This window comes from Roseovarius sp. (genome assembly GCF_030373445.1).
In the GTDB taxonomy this organism is placed as follows: domain Bacteria; phylum Pseudomonadota; class Alphaproteobacteria; order Rhodobacterales; family Rhodobacteraceae; genus Roseovarius.
In genome coordinates this window covers 98743-117330 of the sequence record NZ_JAUCYU010000014.1, presented here as the reverse complement: position 1 = coordinate 117330, position 18588 = coordinate 98743, and the positions used below count along the sequence as shown (strand labels likewise).

Below are 18588 nucleotides of genomic sequence, written 5' to 3'. Positions count from 1 at the left end.
ACTCCGTGTCGGGGGCTTACCGCCCAGTTGTAGGCGAGCCGGGCGCGGTTGGCTATGCCGACCTCGGCAGTTTCGGCACCGCCGCGATCAACTGTCTGGTATAGGCGTGGCGCGGCCGGGTGAACACCTCCTCCGTCCCGCCCTGCTCGACGATCCGGCCGTCCTGCATCACCAGCACCCGGTCGGTCACGTTCCGCACCACCGAAAGGTCATGGCTGATGAAGAGGTATGTCAGCCCCAGCCGGTCCGACAGCCCCGCCAAAAGGTCTAGGATCTGCGCCCGCACCTGCACGTCGAGCGCACTCACCGCCTCGTCGAGGATGATCAGCTCCGGCCGGATGATCAGCGCCCGGGCAATCGCGATCCTCTGCCGCTGCCCGCCGCTGAACTCGTGAATGTACTTCCCGGCGTCTTCCGCCTTCAGCCCCACGCTCTCCAGCGCCTCGGCCACCGCCGCCGCCCGCGCCTCACCCGTCGGCGCATCGTCCAGCAGGTGGAACGGCTCCGCCACCAGCCGCCCGACCTTGTGACGCGGGTTGAAACTGCCGTAAGGGTCCTGGAACACCACCTGCATCCGCCGCCGGACATCCCGGTTCGGCCTGTGCCCCACGAAAACCGGCTGCCCGTCCAGCCGGATCGTGCCGCCCTGCACCTCCTCCAGCCCCAGGATCGCCCGCGTCAGCGTCGACTTCCCGCAGCCCGATTCGCCCACCAGGCCAAGGTTTTCCCCCCGCCGCACGTCGAAACTCACCCCGTCCACCGCCCGGAAGACGCCCGGCTTTCCCAGCCAGCCCTGCCGCGGCGCGTCATACTCCCGCACCACGTCCCGCACCTCCAGCAGCGGCACCTCGCCCGCCTGCCCCTCGCGCTCGGGCACGTGGTCCGACGCCTCCAGCAGTCTCAGGGAATACGGATGGCTCAACGCCCCGAACCGCCCCTCCTCCATCACCTTGCCCTGCCGCATGATGACGATCCGGTCCGCCATCCCCGCCACGACCCCCAAGTCGTGCGAGATCAGCATCAGCCCCATCCCGTCCTCCTGCACCAGCCGCTTCAGCAGCCGCAAAACCTCCGCCTGCGTGGTGACATCCAGCGCCGTCGTCGGCTCGTCGGCAATGAGCAGCTTCGGCCGCAACGCGATCGCCATCGCGATCCCCACCCGCTGCCGCTGCCCGCCCGACAGCTCGTGCGGATAGCGCCCCAGCGGAAACCTGTCCTGCGGCAGCTCCACCCGCTCCAGCGCCTCCGCCGCCCGGCTCATCGCCTCGGCCCGGCCCACCCGCTCGTGAATGAGCACCGTCTCCGCCACCTGGTCGCCGATGGTCTGCAACGGGTTCAGCGCCGTCATCGGCTCCTGGAACACCATGCCCACCTCTTTCCCCCGGACCCGGCAGAGCGCGCGTTCCTTCATCGCCAGCACGTCCCGCCCCGCCAACGTGATCCGGCCGGTGCAGCTTGCCCCCTGCGGCAGCAACTGCATCACGCTCAGCGCGGTCATCGACTTGCCACTCCCCGACTCGCCGATCACCCCCACGATCTCGCCCGCGCCCACGGCAAAGGACACGTCCTCCAGCACCGACACAGTCCCGATGCGCAACCCCAGCCCGTCGATCGCCAGCAAGCTCACTGCCGCGCCCTCCGAAGCCGCGGGTCAAGCAGGTCCCGCAACCCGTCCCCCATCAGGTTCAGCCCCAGCACCGTCAGCAGGATCGCCAGCCCCGGAAACAGCGCCATGTGCGGCGCGAAGGAAATCATCGTCTGGCTGTCGGCCAGCATCCGGCCCCAGCTTGGCACCGGCGGCTGCGCACCCAATCCGACGTAGCTCAGACCCGCCTCCGCCAATATCCCCAAGCTGAACTGGATCGTCCCCTGCACGATCAGCAGGTTGGCGACATTGGGCAGGATATGCTCCCACGAAATCCTGACCGCCCCCTTCCCGGCCACCCGCGCCGCCAGAACGTATTCCCGAGTCCACAGGCTCATCGCCGCCCCCCGCACCAGGCGCGCGAAAACGGGAATGTTGAAGATCCCGATGGCGATGATCGCGTTCACGGCACTCGGCCCGAACACCGCCGTGATCATGATCGCGATCAACAGGCTCGGAAAGGCGAAGATCAGGTCGTTCCCCCGGCTGATCACCTCGTCCAGCCAACTCCCCCGCCGCGCCGCCGCCGCCAGCCCCAGCGGCACGCCCAGCCCCATGCCGATCCCCACGGCCACCAGCGCCACGGCAATCGAGGTCCGCGCCCCCACCATGATCATCGACAGGATATCCCGCCCGAAATGATCCGTCCCCAGCGGGTGCGCGGCCGAAGGCGGCTGGATCTTGTTGGCAATGTCCAGCGCCTCGATGTCATACGGCACCCACAGGAACGACAGCACCGCCGCCCCGGCAAACACCGCCGACAGGCAGGCCCCGAAAGTGAGCGCCCCCCTCACCGCCGCCCCCTCAGGCGCGGATCGACCCAGGCATAGGTCAGGTCCACCACGAAATTCACCATCACCACGGCGAAGACCAGGAACATCACCACCGATTCCACCACGATCAGGTCGCGCGAGCTGATCGCCTGGAACACCAGCCGCCCCAGCCCGGGCAGGAAGAACACGTTCTCGATGATGATGACGCCGGCCAGCAGGAAGGAAAACTGCAGCCCGATGATCGTCAGCACCGGGATCATCGCGTTCCTGACCGCGTGCCGCCGGAGCGCCTGCCCCCGCGTCAGCCCCTTGGCCCGCGCCGTCCGGATGAAGTCCTCCCCCAGCGTGTCCAGCAGCGCCGAGCGCATCACCCTTGCCAGGATACTCGCCTGAGGCAGCGCCAGCGCGATGGCGGGCAGGGTCAGGCTCTTCATCCCCGCCAGCAGCCCGTTCTCCCACCCGGCAAACCCGCCGGCGCTGAACCAGCGCAGGTTGATGGCAAAGACCAGCACCATCAGCATCGCGAACCAGAAATTCGGGATCGCCACGCCAAGCTGCGTCACCCCCATCACCCCCCAGTCGACGGGCGAACCGCGCCTCGACGCCGCCCAGATGCCGGCCGGAAAGGCGATGAGTGTCGACAGCACCAGCGCATAGACCGCCAGCGGCAGGCTCACCCACAACCGGTCGCCGATCATCTCCGCCACCGGCGTGCGGTACGTGTAGGAGGTCCCGAAATCCCCCTGCACCATGCCGCCCACCCAACTGAAGTACCGCTCCACCCGCGACTGATCGAGCCCCAGCTCGGCGCGCAAGGCGGCCAGCGTATCCTCCTGCGCGTTGATCCCCAGCATGTAGGCGGCAGGGTCCCCCGGCACGACCTCGAGCGCCAGGAAGATCACCACCGACGCCACCAACAGCGAGACCGCAAGCGACACCAGCCGCCGCCCCACGTAGCGCAGCATCACGCCACCCCCGGCTTCTTCTTGGCCGAAATACTCAAATCCGACCTCTCCGGACCTCCCGCCCGGTTGCGGCGGCGGCACACCGCCACCGCCCGCGCCCCGGAATTTTCAGAAATTCCGGGCAAGAAAACCCCCGTTTTCTTCCCCGTTTTCCGCGCGGAAAACGGCCTCGCCGCGGTCAGTCTTCCCAATAGACCCCCGTCAGGTCCGTGGCCTGCGTCGGCGCATCCTTCCACAGCCCGCGGATCTTCGCATTGGCCACCGTCGGCGTCGCAAGCTGGAAGAGATACCCGTTCACGTAATCCTCCGCGATCTTCCGCTGCATCTTCTCCAGCAACGCGGTGCGCTTCGCCGGGTCCGCCTCGCCGCCCAACTCGGTGTTCATCTCCTGGAACCCGGCATCGTCGTACTGGAAATAGTAATCCGGCCTTGCATAGATCCCGATATCGAAGGGCTCGGTATGGCTCACGATGGTCAGGCCGAAATCCTTGCCGTTGAACACCTGCTCCAGCCACTGCGCCCAGTCGAGATTCGATATCTCCGCCTCGATCCCCACGGCCCGAAGCTGCGCCGCGATGATCTCGCCCCCGCGCCGCGCATAAGACGGCGGCGGCAGCTTCAGCGTGGTGGTGAACCCATCCGCATAGCCCGCCTCGGCCAGAAGCGCCTTGGCCTTCTCCGGGTCGTATTGCGACAGCTCCGTCAAATCCACGTAATCCGGGTTATGCGGCGCGAAATGGGTGCCAATGGGCGTACCCAGCCCGAACATCGCCCCGTCGATGATCGCCTGCCGGTCGATCGCGTGGGCAATCGCCTCGCGCACCTTCACGTCGTCGAACGGCTTCATCTTGTTGTTGGTCGACAGGATCGTCTCGCCCTCGGTCGAGCCCACCAGTACCTGGAAGCGCTGGTCCGCCTCGAACTGCGGCAGGTTCTCGGGCGCCGGGAAGCCGGGGAAGGCATGCACGTCCTCCGCCATCACCGCGGCAAAGGCCGCCGTCGGGTCCGAGATGAACTTGAACGTCACCCGGTCCAGCTTCGCCGGCTCCCCCCAGTAATCGGGGTTCTTCACCAGCGTGATCCGGTCGCCCTGCACCCAGTCGTCGAAGACGAAGGCGCCGGTGCCCACCGGCTCCTGCGCGATCTCGGTGATGCTCTCGGGCGCCACGATCACCGCGTCGCCCCAGGCCATGTTGAACAGGAAGCTTCCGTCCGGCGCTTTAAGCGTGACCTTCACGGTCAGGTCATCCACCGTCTCGACGCTCTCGATCCCCTCGAACAGCGCCTTCTGCGCGTTCTGGCTGTCCCCGTCGCGCGCGCGATCGAGGCTGAACTTCACGTCTCCGGCATCGAGCGCCGAGCCGTCATGGAACGTCACCCCCTCGTGCAGCGTGAAGGTATAGGTCAGCCCGTCCTCGGAAATCTCCCAGCTCTCGGCCAGGCCGGGGTTCACCGACCCATCCGGCCCGAACCGGGTCAACCCCTCGAAAACATTGGCATAAAGCACCTGGTCGATGGCCCCGGCCGCGGCGCTTGTCGGGTCGAGATGCGGCGGTTCGAGGTTCAGCCCCACGACGATGTCGGTCTTCGCCTGCGCGGCCCCCGCCGCCATCGCCATCACACAAGCCAACGCGGCCATACGGAACGTCTTCATCCTTCCCGGTCTCCTATACCCTCGTGGAATCCCACCCTGTGGGCGAAGTCTCTCCGGAAACCGCCGCGCAATCAACCTCAAGCCGCGCGCGAAGCGGTGGATTCCCCTCCGCACAGCGGATAGAACCCGCTCCGACACACGCAAATGACCCGAAGGCCCGCCGATGACACCGCCCCCCATCCTTCGCCGCCTCGCCGACCTGCGCGGCCTGACCCGCACCTGGCACGACGCGCATGAAACCATCGGCGTCGTGCCCACCATGGGGGCGCTGCATGACGGGCACCTCTCGCTGGTCCAGGCGGCCAAGGACCGCTGCGACCGGGTGATCGTGACGATCTTCGTGAACCCCAAACAGTTCAACAGCCCCGAGGATCTCGCCAACTACCCCCGCACCGAAGTGGAGGACGCCCGCAAGCTCGCCCGCCTCGATGTCGACGCGCTCTACGTGCCCGACCCCGACCAGATCTACCCGGACGGCTTCGCCACCACCGTCTCGGTCTCGGGCCTCACCGACATGATGGACGGCATCCTGCGGCCCGGCCATTTCGACGGCGTCGTCACGGTCTGCACCAAGCTCTTCACCCAGACCACGGCCACCGATGCCTTCTTCGGCGAAAAGGACTTCCAGCAATTGCAGGTGGTGACCCGCCTCGCCCGCGACCTCGACCTTCAGATCACCATCCACGGCTGCCCGACGATCCGCGACATCGACGGGCTGGCGCTCTCCTCCCGCAACCTGCTGCTCTCGGACCGCGCCCGCACCCTCGCCCCGCGCCTCTTCGAGGAAATGGAAACCGTGGCCCAAGGCCTCGCCGAGGGCCAGCCCTTCGGCCCGCTCCAGCGCGCCGCCATCGACCGGCTGGAAAAGACCGGCTTCACCCAGGTCGAATATCTCGACCTCCGCGCCGCCGACGACCTGCACCTTCTCGACGCCCCCACGCGCCCCGCCCGCCTCTTCGCCGCCGCCTGGCTCGCCGGCGTCCGCCTCATCGACAACATCGCGGTCTGATCCCGCTTGCCCAAACCTTCGCGCCCCGGCTAAGCTTTTCCGATCAGAGCCGCGGAAAAGATGGATGCGCTACGCCTTCGCCAACTGCCTCCTCGACACCGAGAGCTACCAGTTCCGGCGCGACGGAACCCCGGTACCGCTGGAGCCGCAGGTCTTCGACCTTCTGAGATACCTCGCCGAACATGCCGGGCAGGTGGTCACCAAGGATCAGCTCATCGACACGATCTGGGGCGGGCGCATCGTCTCCGAGGCGGCGATCAGCGCCCGGATCAGCGCCGCCCGCGCGGCGGTGGGCGACACCGGCAAGGCCCAGGGGATCATCCGCACGATCACCCGCCGCGGGTTCGAGCTGGTCGCGCCGGTCGAGGTCACAGGCCACCCGCCGGCCAGCCCGGCACCCGCCTCCACCAGCCGCCAGACCATCCGCTACGCCACCTCCCGCGACGGCAGCCGCATCGCCTGGGCGGTCTCGGGCTCCGGCCCGCCGCTCCTGCGGGCGGGGCACCACGTCACACATCTCGAACGCGACTGGCACAGCAGCATCTGGCGCCCCGAATTCGACCGGCTCGGCGCCGCGCATCGGCTGATCCGCTTCGATATCCGCGGCTCCGGCCTCTCCGACCCGCTCACGCCGGGCAGCGGGATCGACACCCATGTCGAGGACATGGCCGCGGTGATCGACGCCGCCGGGCTCGACCGGTTCGCCATGATCGCCACGCTGCAGAACACACCCACCGCCATCCGCTACATCGCCGAAAACCCCGGCCGCGTCACCCGGCTGGTCGTGCAATGCGGCTACGTGCGCGGCCGCGCCCGGCGCGAGACGGCCTATGCCGACCCCGAGGCCGACCCAAGCATCGCCCTCCTGCGCGAAGGCTGGGGTGATCCGGACAACGGCTTCATGCGCGCATGGCTGTCGATGTTCATGCCCGGCGCCACCCGCGAGGAACTGACCGAGTTCATCGAACTCCTCGGCGCCGCCAGCAGCCCCGACCACATCGCCGAACAGCGCCGCGTCGTCGACGGGCTCTATGCCGAGGACTGCCTCGACCGCGTCGCCATCCCCACGCTCGTCATCCACCCCCGCAACTGTGTCGCCCACCCCCTCGCAGAGGGCCAGCTCATCGCCCGCGCCATCCCCGGCGCCGAGCTGATGGTGATCGAAAGCACCAACATCGCCTGCATGCCCTCCGAACCGGCGTGGGAAGAGCAACTCTCCGCCACGCTCGACTTCCTCGCCCGCGACTGATCCGCGCCGTCACACCCTGGCGCGCCTTCGGCTTTCATCTTTCTCCAAATACTCGAATCCCCCGCTCACCGCAGGCGCCGGCCTTGGAGTATCTTCGGAAAGATGACCCTCAGGCCCCACCCAGCAGATCGTTCAGCGCCAGAGCCATCACCTGCGCCGACTGGACCATGTCCTCGATCCCGACATATTCATCCGGCTTGTGCGCCAGGTCGAGGATGCCCGGCCCGTAGGCGATACAGTTCTTCAGCCGCCCGATCCGGTCGATATGCTTCTGGTCATAGGTGCCCGGGCTGACCACGTAACTCGCCTCGCGCCCGAACACCTCGCTCACCGCGCCGGCGACGGAGGTCACCACCGGCGCCTCGCGCTCGGTCATCGTCGGCAGCACCCGGAACAGCTCTTTTATCTCGTAGTCAAACCCCGGCCGCCCGTCGCGCACGCGCTCCAGCACGGCGCGGATCTCGGCCTGCACCTCCTCGATATCCTCCTCGATCAGGAACCGCCGGTCGATCACCATGCGACACCGATCAGGCACGCACGGGCTCGGCATCCCCGAGTAATCCTCCTCCTGCTCCGGCTCGCCGCCATGGATCGAGTTGATGTTCAGCGTCGACTGCCTTGCCCCCTCGGGCACCACCGGCATCTCCGTCCGCTTCTCGGCCAACGCGGGGAAAAGGCTCGTCTCCATCTCCTGCAACACCGCCCCCATATGCCGCACCGCGCAATCGCCCAGGAACGGCATCGAGCCATGGGCGATCTCGCCCTTGGTCTCCACCTCCGCCCACCAGACACCGCGATGACCCAGGCAAATGCGGTCCTTGTTGAGCGGCTCGGGAATGATCACGTGCTGCACCCGCTCGGGGCTGAAATACCCCTTCTCGGCCAGGTAGGCGACACCGCCGAACCCGCCCGATTCCTCGTCCGCCGTGCCGGAGATCTCGATGGCGCCGGAATAGCCGGGGCAAAGCTCGATGAACACCTCCGCCGCGATGATGCTCGCCGCGAGGCCCCCCTTCATGTCACAGGCGCCCCGGCCATAGACCTTCCCGTCCTTCACCTCGCCGCCAAACGGGTCGACCGTCCAGCCATGGCCGGTCTCGACCACGTCGATGTGAGAGTTGAAATGCACGCATTGTCCCGGCGCGCGGCCCTCTCGCCGCGCCACGATGTTCCAGCGCGGGTACTTGTCACTGTCGCCCAGCGCCCCCTCGGCCCGGATCAGCTCGGTATGAAAGCCGGACCGCAGCAGCCGCCGGTCGAGATAGTCACAGATCGTCCGGTACTCCCGCCCCGGCGGGTTCAGCGTGGGAATGCGGATCAGGTCCTGCGTCAGCACGACGAGGTCATCCTCCCGCGCCGCGATCTCCGCCTTCAGCCTGTCTGCGATACCCATGCGATGCTCCTTGCCTTTGGGGGCAAGCGTAGCACCGGTTTGGCCAGCAACGGAAGGTCAGCCATACCTGATGACGCCATCGTTAGATCCATCGGCTGAGAAGCCGTGCATCGACGGGCCGTGGTACGGCGATCCAACGGTTGTGGATGCCGCTTTATGCCCGCCAAGGCCCTCCACCCTAAGAACGTCGCGCTGCCCTCACCAAATCGCCGTGCCGTCGGGACGGCCCACCTCTCGGCGATTGCCCTGCAATCGCCTGCCGGCCAGCGGTCGATGCGCGGCGGGCTTCGCCCTTTGTTCCGCGCAAGCGTGCCAGTCGTCACCCCGCCGTCTGCACCCCGGCCACCGCTTCCCGCAGCGCCTTCATATTCGCCCCGTAAACCTCCGGCGTATCTACAGACCCGCCCTTGAACACCGCCGACCCGGCCACCAGCACATCCGCCCCGGCCGCCACCACCGCCGGCGCCGTCTCGGGCGTCACGCCGCCGTCGATCTGGATATGCACCGGCCGTTCGCCGATCATCTCCCGCAGCTTCCGCGTCTTCTCCACCCCGCTCTCGATGAACTTCTGCCCGCCGAAACCGGGGTTCACCGTCATCAGCAGCACCATGTCCACGTCATCCAGCAGGTATTCGATGCTCTCCAGCGGCGTCGCCGGGTTGAGCGACACGCCCGCCATCTTCCCCGTCGCGCGGATCGCCTGCATCGTCCGGTGGATATGCGGCTCCGCCTCGACATGGGCGGTGATCATGTCGGCGCCCGCCTCGGCATAGGCCAAAATCGACGCGTCCACCGGCGAGATCATCAGGTGCACGTCCATGAAGGTGGTCACATGCGGCCGGAACGCCTTCACCGCCTGCGGCCCGAAGGTCAGGTTCGGCACGAAATGGTTGTCCATCACGTCCACGTGCACCCAGTCGGCCCCCTGCGCCTCGATCGCCCGGATCTCGGCGCCGAAATTGGCGAAATCGGCCGACAGGATGGAGGGGGCGATCTTGATGGAACGGTCGAACGGCATGGGGGATTCTCCTGCAGGGAAGGCACGCCCCCCGGTTAGGCCCGCCGCGCCGCGCGGTCAAGGCTGGCGGCATCGCATTGAATGCCCCGGGGCTTTGTGCCACCGTCCCCCGGAACAGGACGTAGACTGCGAAAGGCACCGCCCCATGCAAGGCATGATGATGCACCGAGACCTGAGGATCATCGACATCCTCACCTACGCCGCCGAGGCTTTTCCGGACCAGGGCATCGTCTCCGCCCGCGACGAGGGCGACGTGAACCGCCTTTCCTACCCGCAGGTGCTGGGCCGCGTCTCGCAGCTCGCCCACGGGCTGAAGAAACTGGGCATCGAGGAAGGCGACCGCGTCGCCACCCTCGCCTGGAACGGCCACCGCCATTTCGAGCTCTACTACGGCATTTCCGGCATCGGCGCGGTCTGCCACACGCTCAACCCCCGCCTGCCGGCCGAGCAGATGAGCTACATCCTCAACCACGCGCAGGACAGCGTGCTCTGCGTCGACCTCAGCCTGATCGGCCTTGTCGAGGCGCTCAAGGGCGACGTGCCCGAGGGCATGAAGATCGTCGTCATGACCGACCGCGCCCACATGCCCGACACCGATCTCGACGTGCTCTGCTACGAGGAGCTGCTCGACGGCCAGCCGACCGATATGGACTGGCCCGAGTTCCCCGAAACCACCGCCGCGGGCCTCTGCTACACCTCCGGCACCACCGGCAACCCCAAGGGCGCGCTCTATTCCCACCGCTCCACCCTGCTGCACGCGCTCTACGTGGTCACCGGCCACCGCGAAAGCCTCGTCTCCGGGCGCCGCGTGCTGCCCGTCGTGCCGCTCTTCCACGTCAACGCCTGGGGCCTGCCCTTCACCGCGCCGCTCGCCGGCATGACCATGGTCATGCCCGGCCGCTTCCTCGACGGTGCCAGCCTCTTCGACCTGATGGAGGCCGAGAACGTCTTCAGCGCCTGGGGCGTGCCCACCGTCTGGGCGGGGCTTCAGGCCGAGATCGAGAAACGCGGCAACACGCCGCCCAAGGGCTTCGAGGACCTCCTCGTCGGCGGCTCCGCCGCCCCTCGCGCCATGATCGCCGCCTTCGAGGGCATGGGCGTCAACGTCAGCCAGGCCTGGGGCATGACCGAGATGAGCCCCATCGGCACCCGCGGCATGCTGCCCGAATGGCTCAAATCCGCGTCGAAAGACGAACAGATCGACGCCAAGACAGGCGCCGGCCGCCGCCTCTTCGGGGTCGAGTTCAAGATCGTCGACGACGACGGCAACCGCCTGCCCCATGACGGCGAAACCACCGGAGAGCTCTACGTGCGCGGCAACACCGTCATCCGCGCCTATTACGGCAACGACGAGGCCACCCGGTCCGCCTTCGATGGCGACGGCTGGTTCGGCACCGGTGACGTGTCCTCGGTCGGCGAAGACGGCCGCCTCCTGATCCACGACCGCGCCAAGGACCTCGTGAAATCGGGGGGCGAATGGATCAGCTCCATCGACCTCGAGAACCACGCCACCGCCCATCCCGACATCTCCGCCTGCGCGGTCATCGCCGTGCCCCACCCGAAATGGGATGAACGCCCCGTCCTGGTCGTCGTGCCCTCTGGCGAGAACCGCATCACCCTCGACGCGCTCCACGCCTTCATGTCCGACCATTTCGCCAAGTGGCAGCTTCCCGACGACATCGTCTTCGTCGACGACCTGCCGCTCACCGCCACCGGCAAGGTCTCCAAGCTAACCCTGCGCGAAAAGTTCTCCGACTACGTCCTGCCCGAATTCCGCGAGGGCACGGCATGAGCGGCCTCGCGCTCGACGTCGAAGCGGTCGAAAGCTGGGCCAGGGCCAACATCCCCGGCTTCACCGGCCCCGTCACCGCCACCAAGTTCTCGGGCGGGCAGTCGAACCCCACCTACCGGCTCGACACGCCCTCGCGCTCTTACGTGCTCCGCCGCAAACCGCCCGGCGTGCTCTTGAAATCCGCCCACGCGGTCGACCGCGAATACCGCGTGCAATCCGCGCTGCAGGACACAGACGTGCCGGTCGCGAAAATGCACGCCCTCTGCGAAGACGATGACGTGATCGGCTCGGCCTTCTACATCATGGACCTCGTCCACGGCCGCACCTTCGACCAGCCCAGCCTGCCCGACCAGTCGCCCGAGGACCGCTCCGCCATCATCGACGAGATGAACCGCGTCCTCGCCGCCATCCACTCGGTCGACCTCGACGCCATGGGCCTCGCCGATTACGGCCCTCCCGGCCATTACTGCCAGCGCCAGACCGACCGCTGGACCAAGCAGTACCACGCCACCCAAACCGAAGACCTCCCCGACATGGAGGCGCTGATCGACTGGCTGAAGGCCAACATGCCCGACGACGACGGCCAGCGCACGCTGGTGCACGGCGACTACCGGCTCGACAACCTGCTCTACGCCCCCGACAGCGCGAACGTGCTGGCGGTGCTCGACTGGGAGCTGTCGACCACCGGCCACCCCTATGCCGACCTCGCCGCCGTCGTCATGCAATGGTCGATGCCCGCCACCACCGAGGGCCGCGGCCTCGGCGGGGTCGACCGCGAGGCAAAGGGCCTCTGGTCCGACCAGCGCTTCATCGACACCTATTGCGAACGCCGCGGCATCCCCGGCATCGGCGATTTCAACTTCTACCTCGCCTTCTGCTTCTTCAGGATGGCGGCGATCCTGCAGGGCGTGAAGAAACGCGCCCTCGACGGCAACGCATCGGACCCCGAGCGCGGCCTGAAACTCGGCGCCTACGTGCCCGAATTCGCCCGCTCGGGGCTCGAGGCGGCAAAACGATGAAAGACGATCTCGACCCGAACCTCATCGAGGCCCCGTACCCCCTGCAAACCCATCTCGGCCTCGAGATGACCGCGTGGTCCGACGGCGCCGCCACAATCGAACTGCCGATACAGCCCTTCCTCGGCAACCGTCAGGGCCTGACCCATGGCGGCATCCACGCCACCCTGCTCGACACGGCGATGGGCTATGCCGGCTGCTACACCGGCGATCCCGACCGCAAGCAGAACGCGCTTACCCTGTCGCTGACGGTGAATTACGTGGGCCAGGCCAAGGGCACCCGCCTCATCGCCGAAGGCCGCATGACCGGCGGCGGCCACAAGACCTATTTCGCCGAGGGCCGCCTCACCGACGACGAGGGCACCCTCCTCGCCACCGCCACCGGCGTGTTCCGCTACCGCTCGATGGGCTGACCCGTCCCGGCCCCCGCGCCGGAACCTCGCACCACACCCCTCCCCGTCCCGGCCCTGAGCCGGGACCTCGTTTGTGGCGGGTTGTCACCCACCCTACGGCTGAACGTGGCACACGCCCGGAACAAAGCCGCGCCTTGGCGCGGCGCCGGGCGAGCGCCGGCCCGTCCCGGCGGGCAGGCGCTTTCGAGAGGTCGCGTGACGTCGTGGACGAAGAAGTACCCGGCACCATAAAATGCCATCCACCACCGTCGCAGCGCCTCCCCACGGACCGGCGCTCGCCCGGCGGATCGACGTAGGGTGGGTGCAAACCCACCACACCGCCCGCGATAAAAACACCGACGCAATACCGACAAAATACCGACGTGATGCCGACGTCGCAAATCCCCGTAGGCTGGGTGCCAACCCACCCCGCGACGCCCCTAATGCAGCACCCTCAACAGGAACAGCGTGATCCCCGGAAACGCCACCAGGATCACCACCCGTACGATGTCCGAGGCCACGAACGGCATCACCGCCTTGTAGGTGTCGATCATCCGCGTCTTGGGGTCCATCGAGTTGATGACAAACAGGTTCATCCCCACCGGCGGCGTGATCAGCCCGACCTCCACCACGATCAGCACGAGGATCCCGAACCAGATCGCCACCTCCTCGGCGGCAATACGGTTCGCCATGATCGGCGTCACGTTGATCCCGATCGCCTGCATCTGCTCCCGCGTCAGCTCGGCCCCCGACGCCATCGCGGCCCGTATCCCCTCCAGCATCTCCGGCGCCACGTCCGGCACGCCCGCCGCCAGCGCCGCCTTCGCCGCGTCGGCCTGCATCGCGGCCAGTGAAACAAAGCCGAAATCAAGCTCCGAGATGATCGGGAAGAAGATCGGAATCGTCAGCAGGATCATCGACAGGCTGTCCATCAAACAGCCGAACACCAGGTACAGCAGCAGGATGCAGGCCAGCACCGCCCAGGGGCTCATCCCCTGCGCCACCACCCATTGCGACAGCTCCTGCGGCACCTGAGTCAGCGCCAGGAACCCGTTGTAGAACGCGGCACCCAGCACGATGAAGAAGATCATCGCGGTGTTGCGCGCCGTGGCATAGAAGCTCTGCACCAGCGTCTTCCGCGTCAGCCCGCGGTTCAGCAGCGCGATCAGCCCGGTGCCCGCGGCGCCCACCGCCGCGCCTTCCGTGGGCGTGAACCAGCCAAGGTAGATGCCCCCCACCACCAGCAGGAACACCAGCAGCACCGGCCACACGTCCATCAATGCCCGGAACCGCTCGCTCATCGGGATGGGTTCCCGCAATCCGGCGGCCGACGGGTTAACCCTTACGTAAATCGCGATGGTCAACATGTAGCCGACCGCGGCCAGGATCCCCGGAATGAACGCCGACAGAAAGAGTTTGGCAATATTCTGCTCTGTCAGAATGGCGTAGATCACAAGGATGACCGAGGGCGGAATGAGAATGCCCAGCGTGCCGCCCGCGGCCAGCGTCGCCGTGGAAAGCCCGCCCGAATACCCGTACCGCTTCAGCTCCGGCAACGCGACCTGGCTCATCGTCGCCGCCGTGGCCAGCGACGACCCGCAGATCGCCCCGAACCCCGCGCACGCGCCCACCGACGCCATCGCCACCCCGCCCTTGCGGTGGCCCAGAAACGCCTCCGCCGCCTTGAACAGCGCCGCCGACATGCCCCCCAGCGTCGCGAAATGCCCCATCAGAAGGAACATCGGCACGATCGACAGCGAGTAGCTGGAAAAGGTCGAGAACGTCTCGTGCTTGAGCCGCGACAGCGCCACGGACATCCCGTCAGTGACGAAATAAAGCCCGCCCAGCGCCACAAGGAACATCGCAAGGCCGATCGGCACCCGCAGGAAAATCAGCCCCATCAGCACGGGGAACGACGCCAGTCCGATCTCGAGGCTCGTCACGCATCCGCCCCTTCGTTACCATGCAAAATCACCCGGCCGGTCAGGATCTCGCCCAGCCGCGCCAGCGCCACGAACACCCCCACCAGCGCCGCCACCACGGCGGCGCACAGGCTCGCCGCATAGGCCCACCAGACCGGGAATTGCAGCATGAATGTCGTCTCGTTGTAGCGCACCTTCTCCAGCATCCCCTGGTAAAGCTGCCACGCGATCAGGATCAGCACGGCGGCAAAGACCCAGTCGATGACAAGCTGAATGCCCCGGTTCACCGCCTTGGGCAGGCTCGAGGTGAAGATATCCACGCTCGCGTGGCCCCCGGTAATCTGGCAGAGCGGCAGGAAGGCGAAGATGGCAAAGGCCACCCCGGCCTCGACCAGCTCGAAATCCCCCAGCAGCGGGCCAACTCCGGCGGCGATCATCCGGTCGGCCAGCTCGGGAAACAGCCCCTGCGCCACGCCGCCATGCAGGAACCCGTTCAGCATCCGCCCCGCGACCGAGAAACAGGTCACGAAGATCACCAGCGTCAGAACCGCCCCGCCGAGAACGGCCATCACGCGGGCCAGGGTCATGAACAGTCTTTGCATTGCGGAACCTGTCCCGGAAACACGTCCGGCGCCGGGGGTCACCCGGCGCCGGACCCTGTCAGCCTCACTCGGTGGTGTTCTCTTCGATCAGCGACTTGGCCTGGTCGACCAGCGCCTGCCCGTCGAAGCCCTTGCCGTCCATCTCTTCGATCCACTTGGCCTCGGTGCCGCTGGCGGCGTCCTTCCACTCGGCCACCTGCTCGGGGGTCAGGTCGATGATGTTGTTGCCCATGTCCTCGGCCAGCTTGCGCGACGGCACGTCCGCCCCGGCCTGAAGCTTGCCGGCCATGGCCGAGAAATCCTCGCCCGTGTGCTCGTCGATGATCGCCTTCAGGTCGTCGGGAAGGCTTTCGTACTTGTCCTTGTTCATCGCGAAGATGAACGCGGTGGTGTACAGCGCCTCACCCCCGAAAACCGTGTGGTTCTGCACCAGCTCCGGCACTTTCAGCGCGGCGGTCACCTCCCACGGGATCACGCAGGCATCGATCACGCCTTTCGACAGCGCCTCGGGAATGGCCGGCACCGGCAGGCCCACGGCGGTCGCGCCAAGGTCGGTCAGCATGCCGGTGATCACCCGCGTCGGGCCCCGCACCTTCAGCCCGTTGAGATCGGCGATCTCGTTCACCGGCGAGCTGGAATGGATCACGCCGGGCCCGTGCACCCACACGCCCAGGATCTTGATGTCGCTGAAATCGCTGTCCATCATGTTGGCTTCGGCATACTGCCAGAACGCGCGCGAGGTCGCCTCCGCGTTGGTCATCATGAAGGGCAGCTCGAACACCTCGGCCTGCGGGAACCGGCCGGGGGTATAGCCCGCCACCGTCCAGATGATGTCGGCCACGCCGTCGGTCACCTGGCTGGCCAGCTCGGGCGGCTTGCCGCCAAGCTGCATCGCCGGGTAATGGTCGATCTTGATGCGCCCGTCCGAGGCTTCCATGATCCGGTCGGCCCAGGGCTGCAGGATCAGCTTGGGCACGTTCGCCTGCGGCGGCAGGAACTGGTGCATCTTCAGCGTCACCTCCTGCGCCATCGCCGCGCCGCCGATCCCGGCCGCCACGACGCCGGCCAGTGCGGTGCGCATGGCTTTCGTCACAAATGTCATTCTCGGGTCTCCTCCCTTGAGATCGCTTCTCCCGGCGCGTCCCGCGCGGGCCGTCCTTCGTCAGCCGAAGCCGCCCCGCCCGTTCACCGGGTCTTGGGCCGCTCCGATGTTGGCATTGAATTGATCCGTTTTGCAACTGTCATCAGGGAAAATGTTTCAGAAATGTGGTGTTGCAATGTTTTTTGAAACGTGTTGGCGGGAAGGGGTCGCGGATAGGGCGAATCCTGCTGGCGGTATTGAACGCTCAGCCCTGCCCAAGCGACTGTAGAATTGCATCGACAATCTTCTGCCCACCTTGCGAGGACGGTTCTATCGGAGAGATCTCCGAGAAGTCACTGTCGTCTCTACAGGCCAGGTCCAACCGAACGACCGGCACTCCGCGATTTTCCGCAAGGCGCATGATCAACGCGTTGAAGGCACCGATCGCAGACGGGGCATGATCCCTCATTTCCGGCTCCGCGAATGGAATCGCCGTGTAGATGGTGCAGACGCGAACCGGCACGCCGCGCTCGGCTACCGTGTCCAGCATCCAGCCATACGCGATTTCAAAATCCGCGAGCGGAGCCGCAATGAGGTCCTCCAGCGTTGAACCTTGTGCCGCCTGCGTCAGAAGATGTCTGAATTTCCTGAGATCATTTCCGCCAATGCTCACGACGATGTCTGTCGCATGCGTCGGCACGTTTTCCAGCTGATCGGGGATATCCTCGATACAGTCCCCATCAACAGCGACCTTGTATGCGGACCAGTTTTGGGGAACCGAACGACGCATCTGTTCGATGACGCCGGGTTCGCCCGGGATGTACCCGTCATTGTCGAAAACGGAATCCCCCATCAGACAAACATGCTTTTCGGTCATTGGCTTGGCCTGGCGTTTCATAAGGTACTGCAGCTCATAATCGGATCGGGTGAATATTTCCAACATTGACAGGCGCCAGGATGGCCGGGATCGTCACTATTCCGAACCGGCTCGAAGCCTGACCCGGAGGAGCAGATCATTCACCTTGTCGACCGCCGCACCGGCGGCCATGTTCCGTAACACCGTGTCTGCAGCTCTCGCTGATGAAGGGTCTGCCAGGCCATCGACCATGTCCGTCCAGAAAGTGCCCTCGGTGAAACTGTTCGTGGTCAGCAACTCAATGTAATCCATGCCCGATGCGCAAACGCGGTCCCGTTCGAAATATCGGCACATCACGTAGGTCATTGCCCCCACGGGCGATGCGCAGTGGCCAATCTGCCTGCCCTGGTCGAACTTGCTGAACCCGTAACCCCAGTATTCGCGGAACGCGTCGCAGTACCGTTCGTGTTGCTCCTTGGCGTCCATGCCCAGAAGGTCCGTCCGAAGAGGTTCTGCAGCGAGAATGATATTCCCCGTATTCCCGGACGCAATGGTCGCCTCGAGATCGTCAAATTGCCCCTCCTCGCTCGTTTGCCTGAGTTCGGCAATCCTTTGAGGATCCAACTCGCGTTTCCACATCAGGTTAAGCAGGTCATCCGATCCGTACTCATCACCGGGAAAGGTTTGCAAATCATCCGGTAGAGCAATCACGAAAGGGCCCAGAAGGCGTTCTGTATCCGCCAAGACCACGCGTGCAGGAAGCAGAAACAACAAGACAAGGAAACACAGGCGCATGGAAACATCCTTCATGCAAACGTCCTTATGACCAAACTCTCATGCAAGCATGCCGAGGTTTCGGAAATATCATCCCTCATGACGATCCTGACTGGCTTGTTCCAACGTCGACATCCCTCCAACCTATCCCCTCAACCAATCGCCCCGGCCGCACCCACCTTACCTTCCAGCCCTGACCAACCCCCACAAAAACATCCCCGACACACCAAGCGCCACGACCGCAAGCGCGCCCCAGACGATACCGGATTGCGCCTGGTACACCACCCCGGCCTCCGCGTCGAAGCACCGGCCCTGCTCGTTGAAACAGCCCCGCCACCTGGAATACTGCAGATGAAACAGCGCCCCGAACACCACGAACAGCCCGAGGCACGCCACGGACAGGATCGCTGACCCGACCCGGCCGATCCGCAGCCGCACCGGCCCGAC

Annotated in this window: 17 protein-coding genes; 5 read left to right on the top strand and 12 right to left on the bottom strand. The window is 66.1% G+C overall.

What is annotated here, in order from left to right; all coding sequences use genetic code 11:
- Positions 1-52 precede the first annotated feature (52 nt).
- From QUV18_RS21410 to QUV18_RS21395, 4 genes are all read right to left on the bottom strand, one after another.
- Positions 53-1627 (bottom strand): ABC transporter ATP-binding protein, encoded by a 1575-nt coding sequence (locus QUV18_RS21410; RefSeq protein WP_300896178.1) that lies wholly within the window; start codon positions 1625-1627, stop codon positions 53-55.
- Positions 1624-2439 (bottom strand): ABC transporter permease, encoded by an 816-nt coding sequence (locus QUV18_RS21405; protein ID WP_300896177.1) that lies wholly within the window; start codon positions 2437-2439, stop codon positions 1624-1626. Before QUV18_RS21405 ends, QUV18_RS21410 begins: the two co-directional genes overlap by 4 nt.
- The gene (locus tag QUV18_RS21400; RefSeq protein ID WP_300896175.1) at positions 2436-3383 is read right to left on the bottom strand and encodes an ABC transporter permease; all 948 of its coding nucleotides are present in this window, start codon (positions 3381-3383) and stop codon (positions 2436-2438) included. Before QUV18_RS21400 ends, QUV18_RS21405 begins: the two co-directional genes overlap by 4 nt.
- A gap of 178 nt (positions 3384-3561) precedes the next feature.
- Entirely contained in the window at positions 3562-5037 is a 1476-nt protein-coding gene (locus QUV18_RS21395) for an ABC transporter substrate-binding protein (protein ID WP_300896174.1), read from the bottom strand.
- Positions 5038-5200: 163 nt separating this feature from the next.
- Between QUV18_RS21395 and panC the strand changes: the two genes are divergently transcribed.
- Together panC and QUV18_RS21385 are read left to right on the top strand one after the other, a co-directional pair.
- Positions 5201-6046, top strand: a complete 846-nt coding sequence (panC, locus tag QUV18_RS21390) for a pantoate--beta-alanine ligase (RefSeq protein ID WP_300896173.1) — start codon at positions 5201-5203, stop codon at positions 6044-6046.
- Between the two features lie 64 nt (positions 6047-6110).
- Positions 6111-7295: an alpha/beta fold hydrolase gene (locus QUV18_RS21385; RefSeq protein WP_300896172.1), complete on the top strand. Its 1185-nt coding sequence runs from the start codon at positions 6111-6113 to the stop codon at positions 7293-7295.
- A gap of 109 nt (positions 7296-7404) precedes the next feature.
- On the opposite strand, the gene QUV18_RS21380 is transcribed toward QUV18_RS21385, so the two are convergent.
- Entirely contained in the window at positions 7405-8688 is a 1284-nt protein-coding gene (locus tag QUV18_RS21380; protein ID WP_300896171.1) for an acetylornithine deacetylase/succinyl-diaminopimelate desuccinylase family protein, read from the bottom strand.
- Between the two features lie 319 nt (positions 8689-9007).
- Positions 9008-9706: a ribulose-phosphate 3-epimerase gene (gene rpe / locus QUV18_RS21375; protein ID WP_300896170.1), complete on the bottom strand. Its 699-nt coding sequence runs from the start codon at positions 9704-9706 to the stop codon at positions 9008-9010.
- Between the two features lie 154 nt (positions 9707-9860).
- Here rpe and QUV18_RS21370 point away from each other — a divergent pair, with 154 nt between their 5' ends.
- From QUV18_RS21370 to QUV18_RS21360, 3 genes are read left to right on the top strand one after another with little or no spacing between them, the layout of a single operon-like run.
- A complete protein-coding gene (locus QUV18_RS21370; protein ID WP_366914694.1) occupies positions 9861-11498 on the top strand; it encodes a long-chain fatty acid--CoA ligase in 1638 nt (545 codons plus the stop codon).
- A complete protein-coding gene (locus QUV18_RS21365) occupies positions 11495-12517 on the top strand; it encodes a phosphotransferase family protein (protein ID WP_300896168.1) in 1023 nt (340 codons plus the stop codon). Before QUV18_RS21370 ends, QUV18_RS21365 begins: the two co-directional genes overlap by 4 nt.
- Positions 12514-12927, top strand: coding sequence for a PaaI family thioesterase (locus tag QUV18_RS21360; RefSeq protein ID WP_300896167.1), 414 nt, complete (start codon positions 12514-12516; stop codon positions 12925-12927). The genes QUV18_RS21365 and QUV18_RS21360 overlap by 4 nt, the downstream gene beginning before the upstream one ends.
- A gap of 419 nt (positions 12928-13346) precedes the next feature.
- On the opposite strand, the gene QUV18_RS21355 is transcribed toward QUV18_RS21360, so the two are convergent.
- The 6 genes from QUV18_RS21355 to QUV18_RS21330 form a co-directional block, all read right to left on the bottom strand.
- On the bottom strand, positions 13347-14849 hold the full coding sequence (locus QUV18_RS21355; RefSeq protein WP_300896166.1) for a TRAP transporter large permease: 1503 nt from the start codon (positions 14847-14849) through the stop codon (positions 13347-13349).
- Positions 14846-15430, bottom strand: a complete 585-nt coding sequence (locus QUV18_RS21350) for a TRAP transporter small permease (protein ID WP_300896165.1) — start codon at positions 15428-15430, stop codon at positions 14846-14848. The genes QUV18_RS21355 and QUV18_RS21350 overlap by 4 nt, the downstream gene beginning before the upstream one ends.
- A 64-nt stretch (positions 15431-15494) precedes the next feature.
- Positions 15495-16532, bottom strand: coding sequence for a TRAP transporter substrate-binding protein (locus QUV18_RS21345; RefSeq protein ID WP_300896163.1), 1038 nt, complete (start codon positions 16530-16532; stop codon positions 15495-15497).
- Between the two features lie 244 nt (positions 16533-16776).
- The gene (locus tag QUV18_RS21340; protein WP_300896162.1) at positions 16777-17409 is read right to left on the bottom strand and encodes an SGNH/GDSL hydrolase family protein; all 633 of its coding nucleotides are present in this window, start codon (positions 17407-17409) and stop codon (positions 16777-16779) included.
- A gap of 75 nt (positions 17410-17484) precedes the next feature.
- Entirely contained in the window at positions 17485-18177 is a 693-nt protein-coding gene (locus QUV18_RS21335) for a hypothetical protein (RefSeq protein WP_300896161.1), read from the bottom strand.
- Positions 18178-18321: 144 nt separating this feature from the next.
- Complete coding sequence (locus QUV18_RS21330) at positions 18322-18579, bottom strand: hypothetical protein (RefSeq protein WP_300896159.1); 258 nt, start codon at positions 18577-18579, stop codon at positions 18322-18324.
- Between the last annotated feature and the right edge of the window lie 9 nt (positions 18580-18588).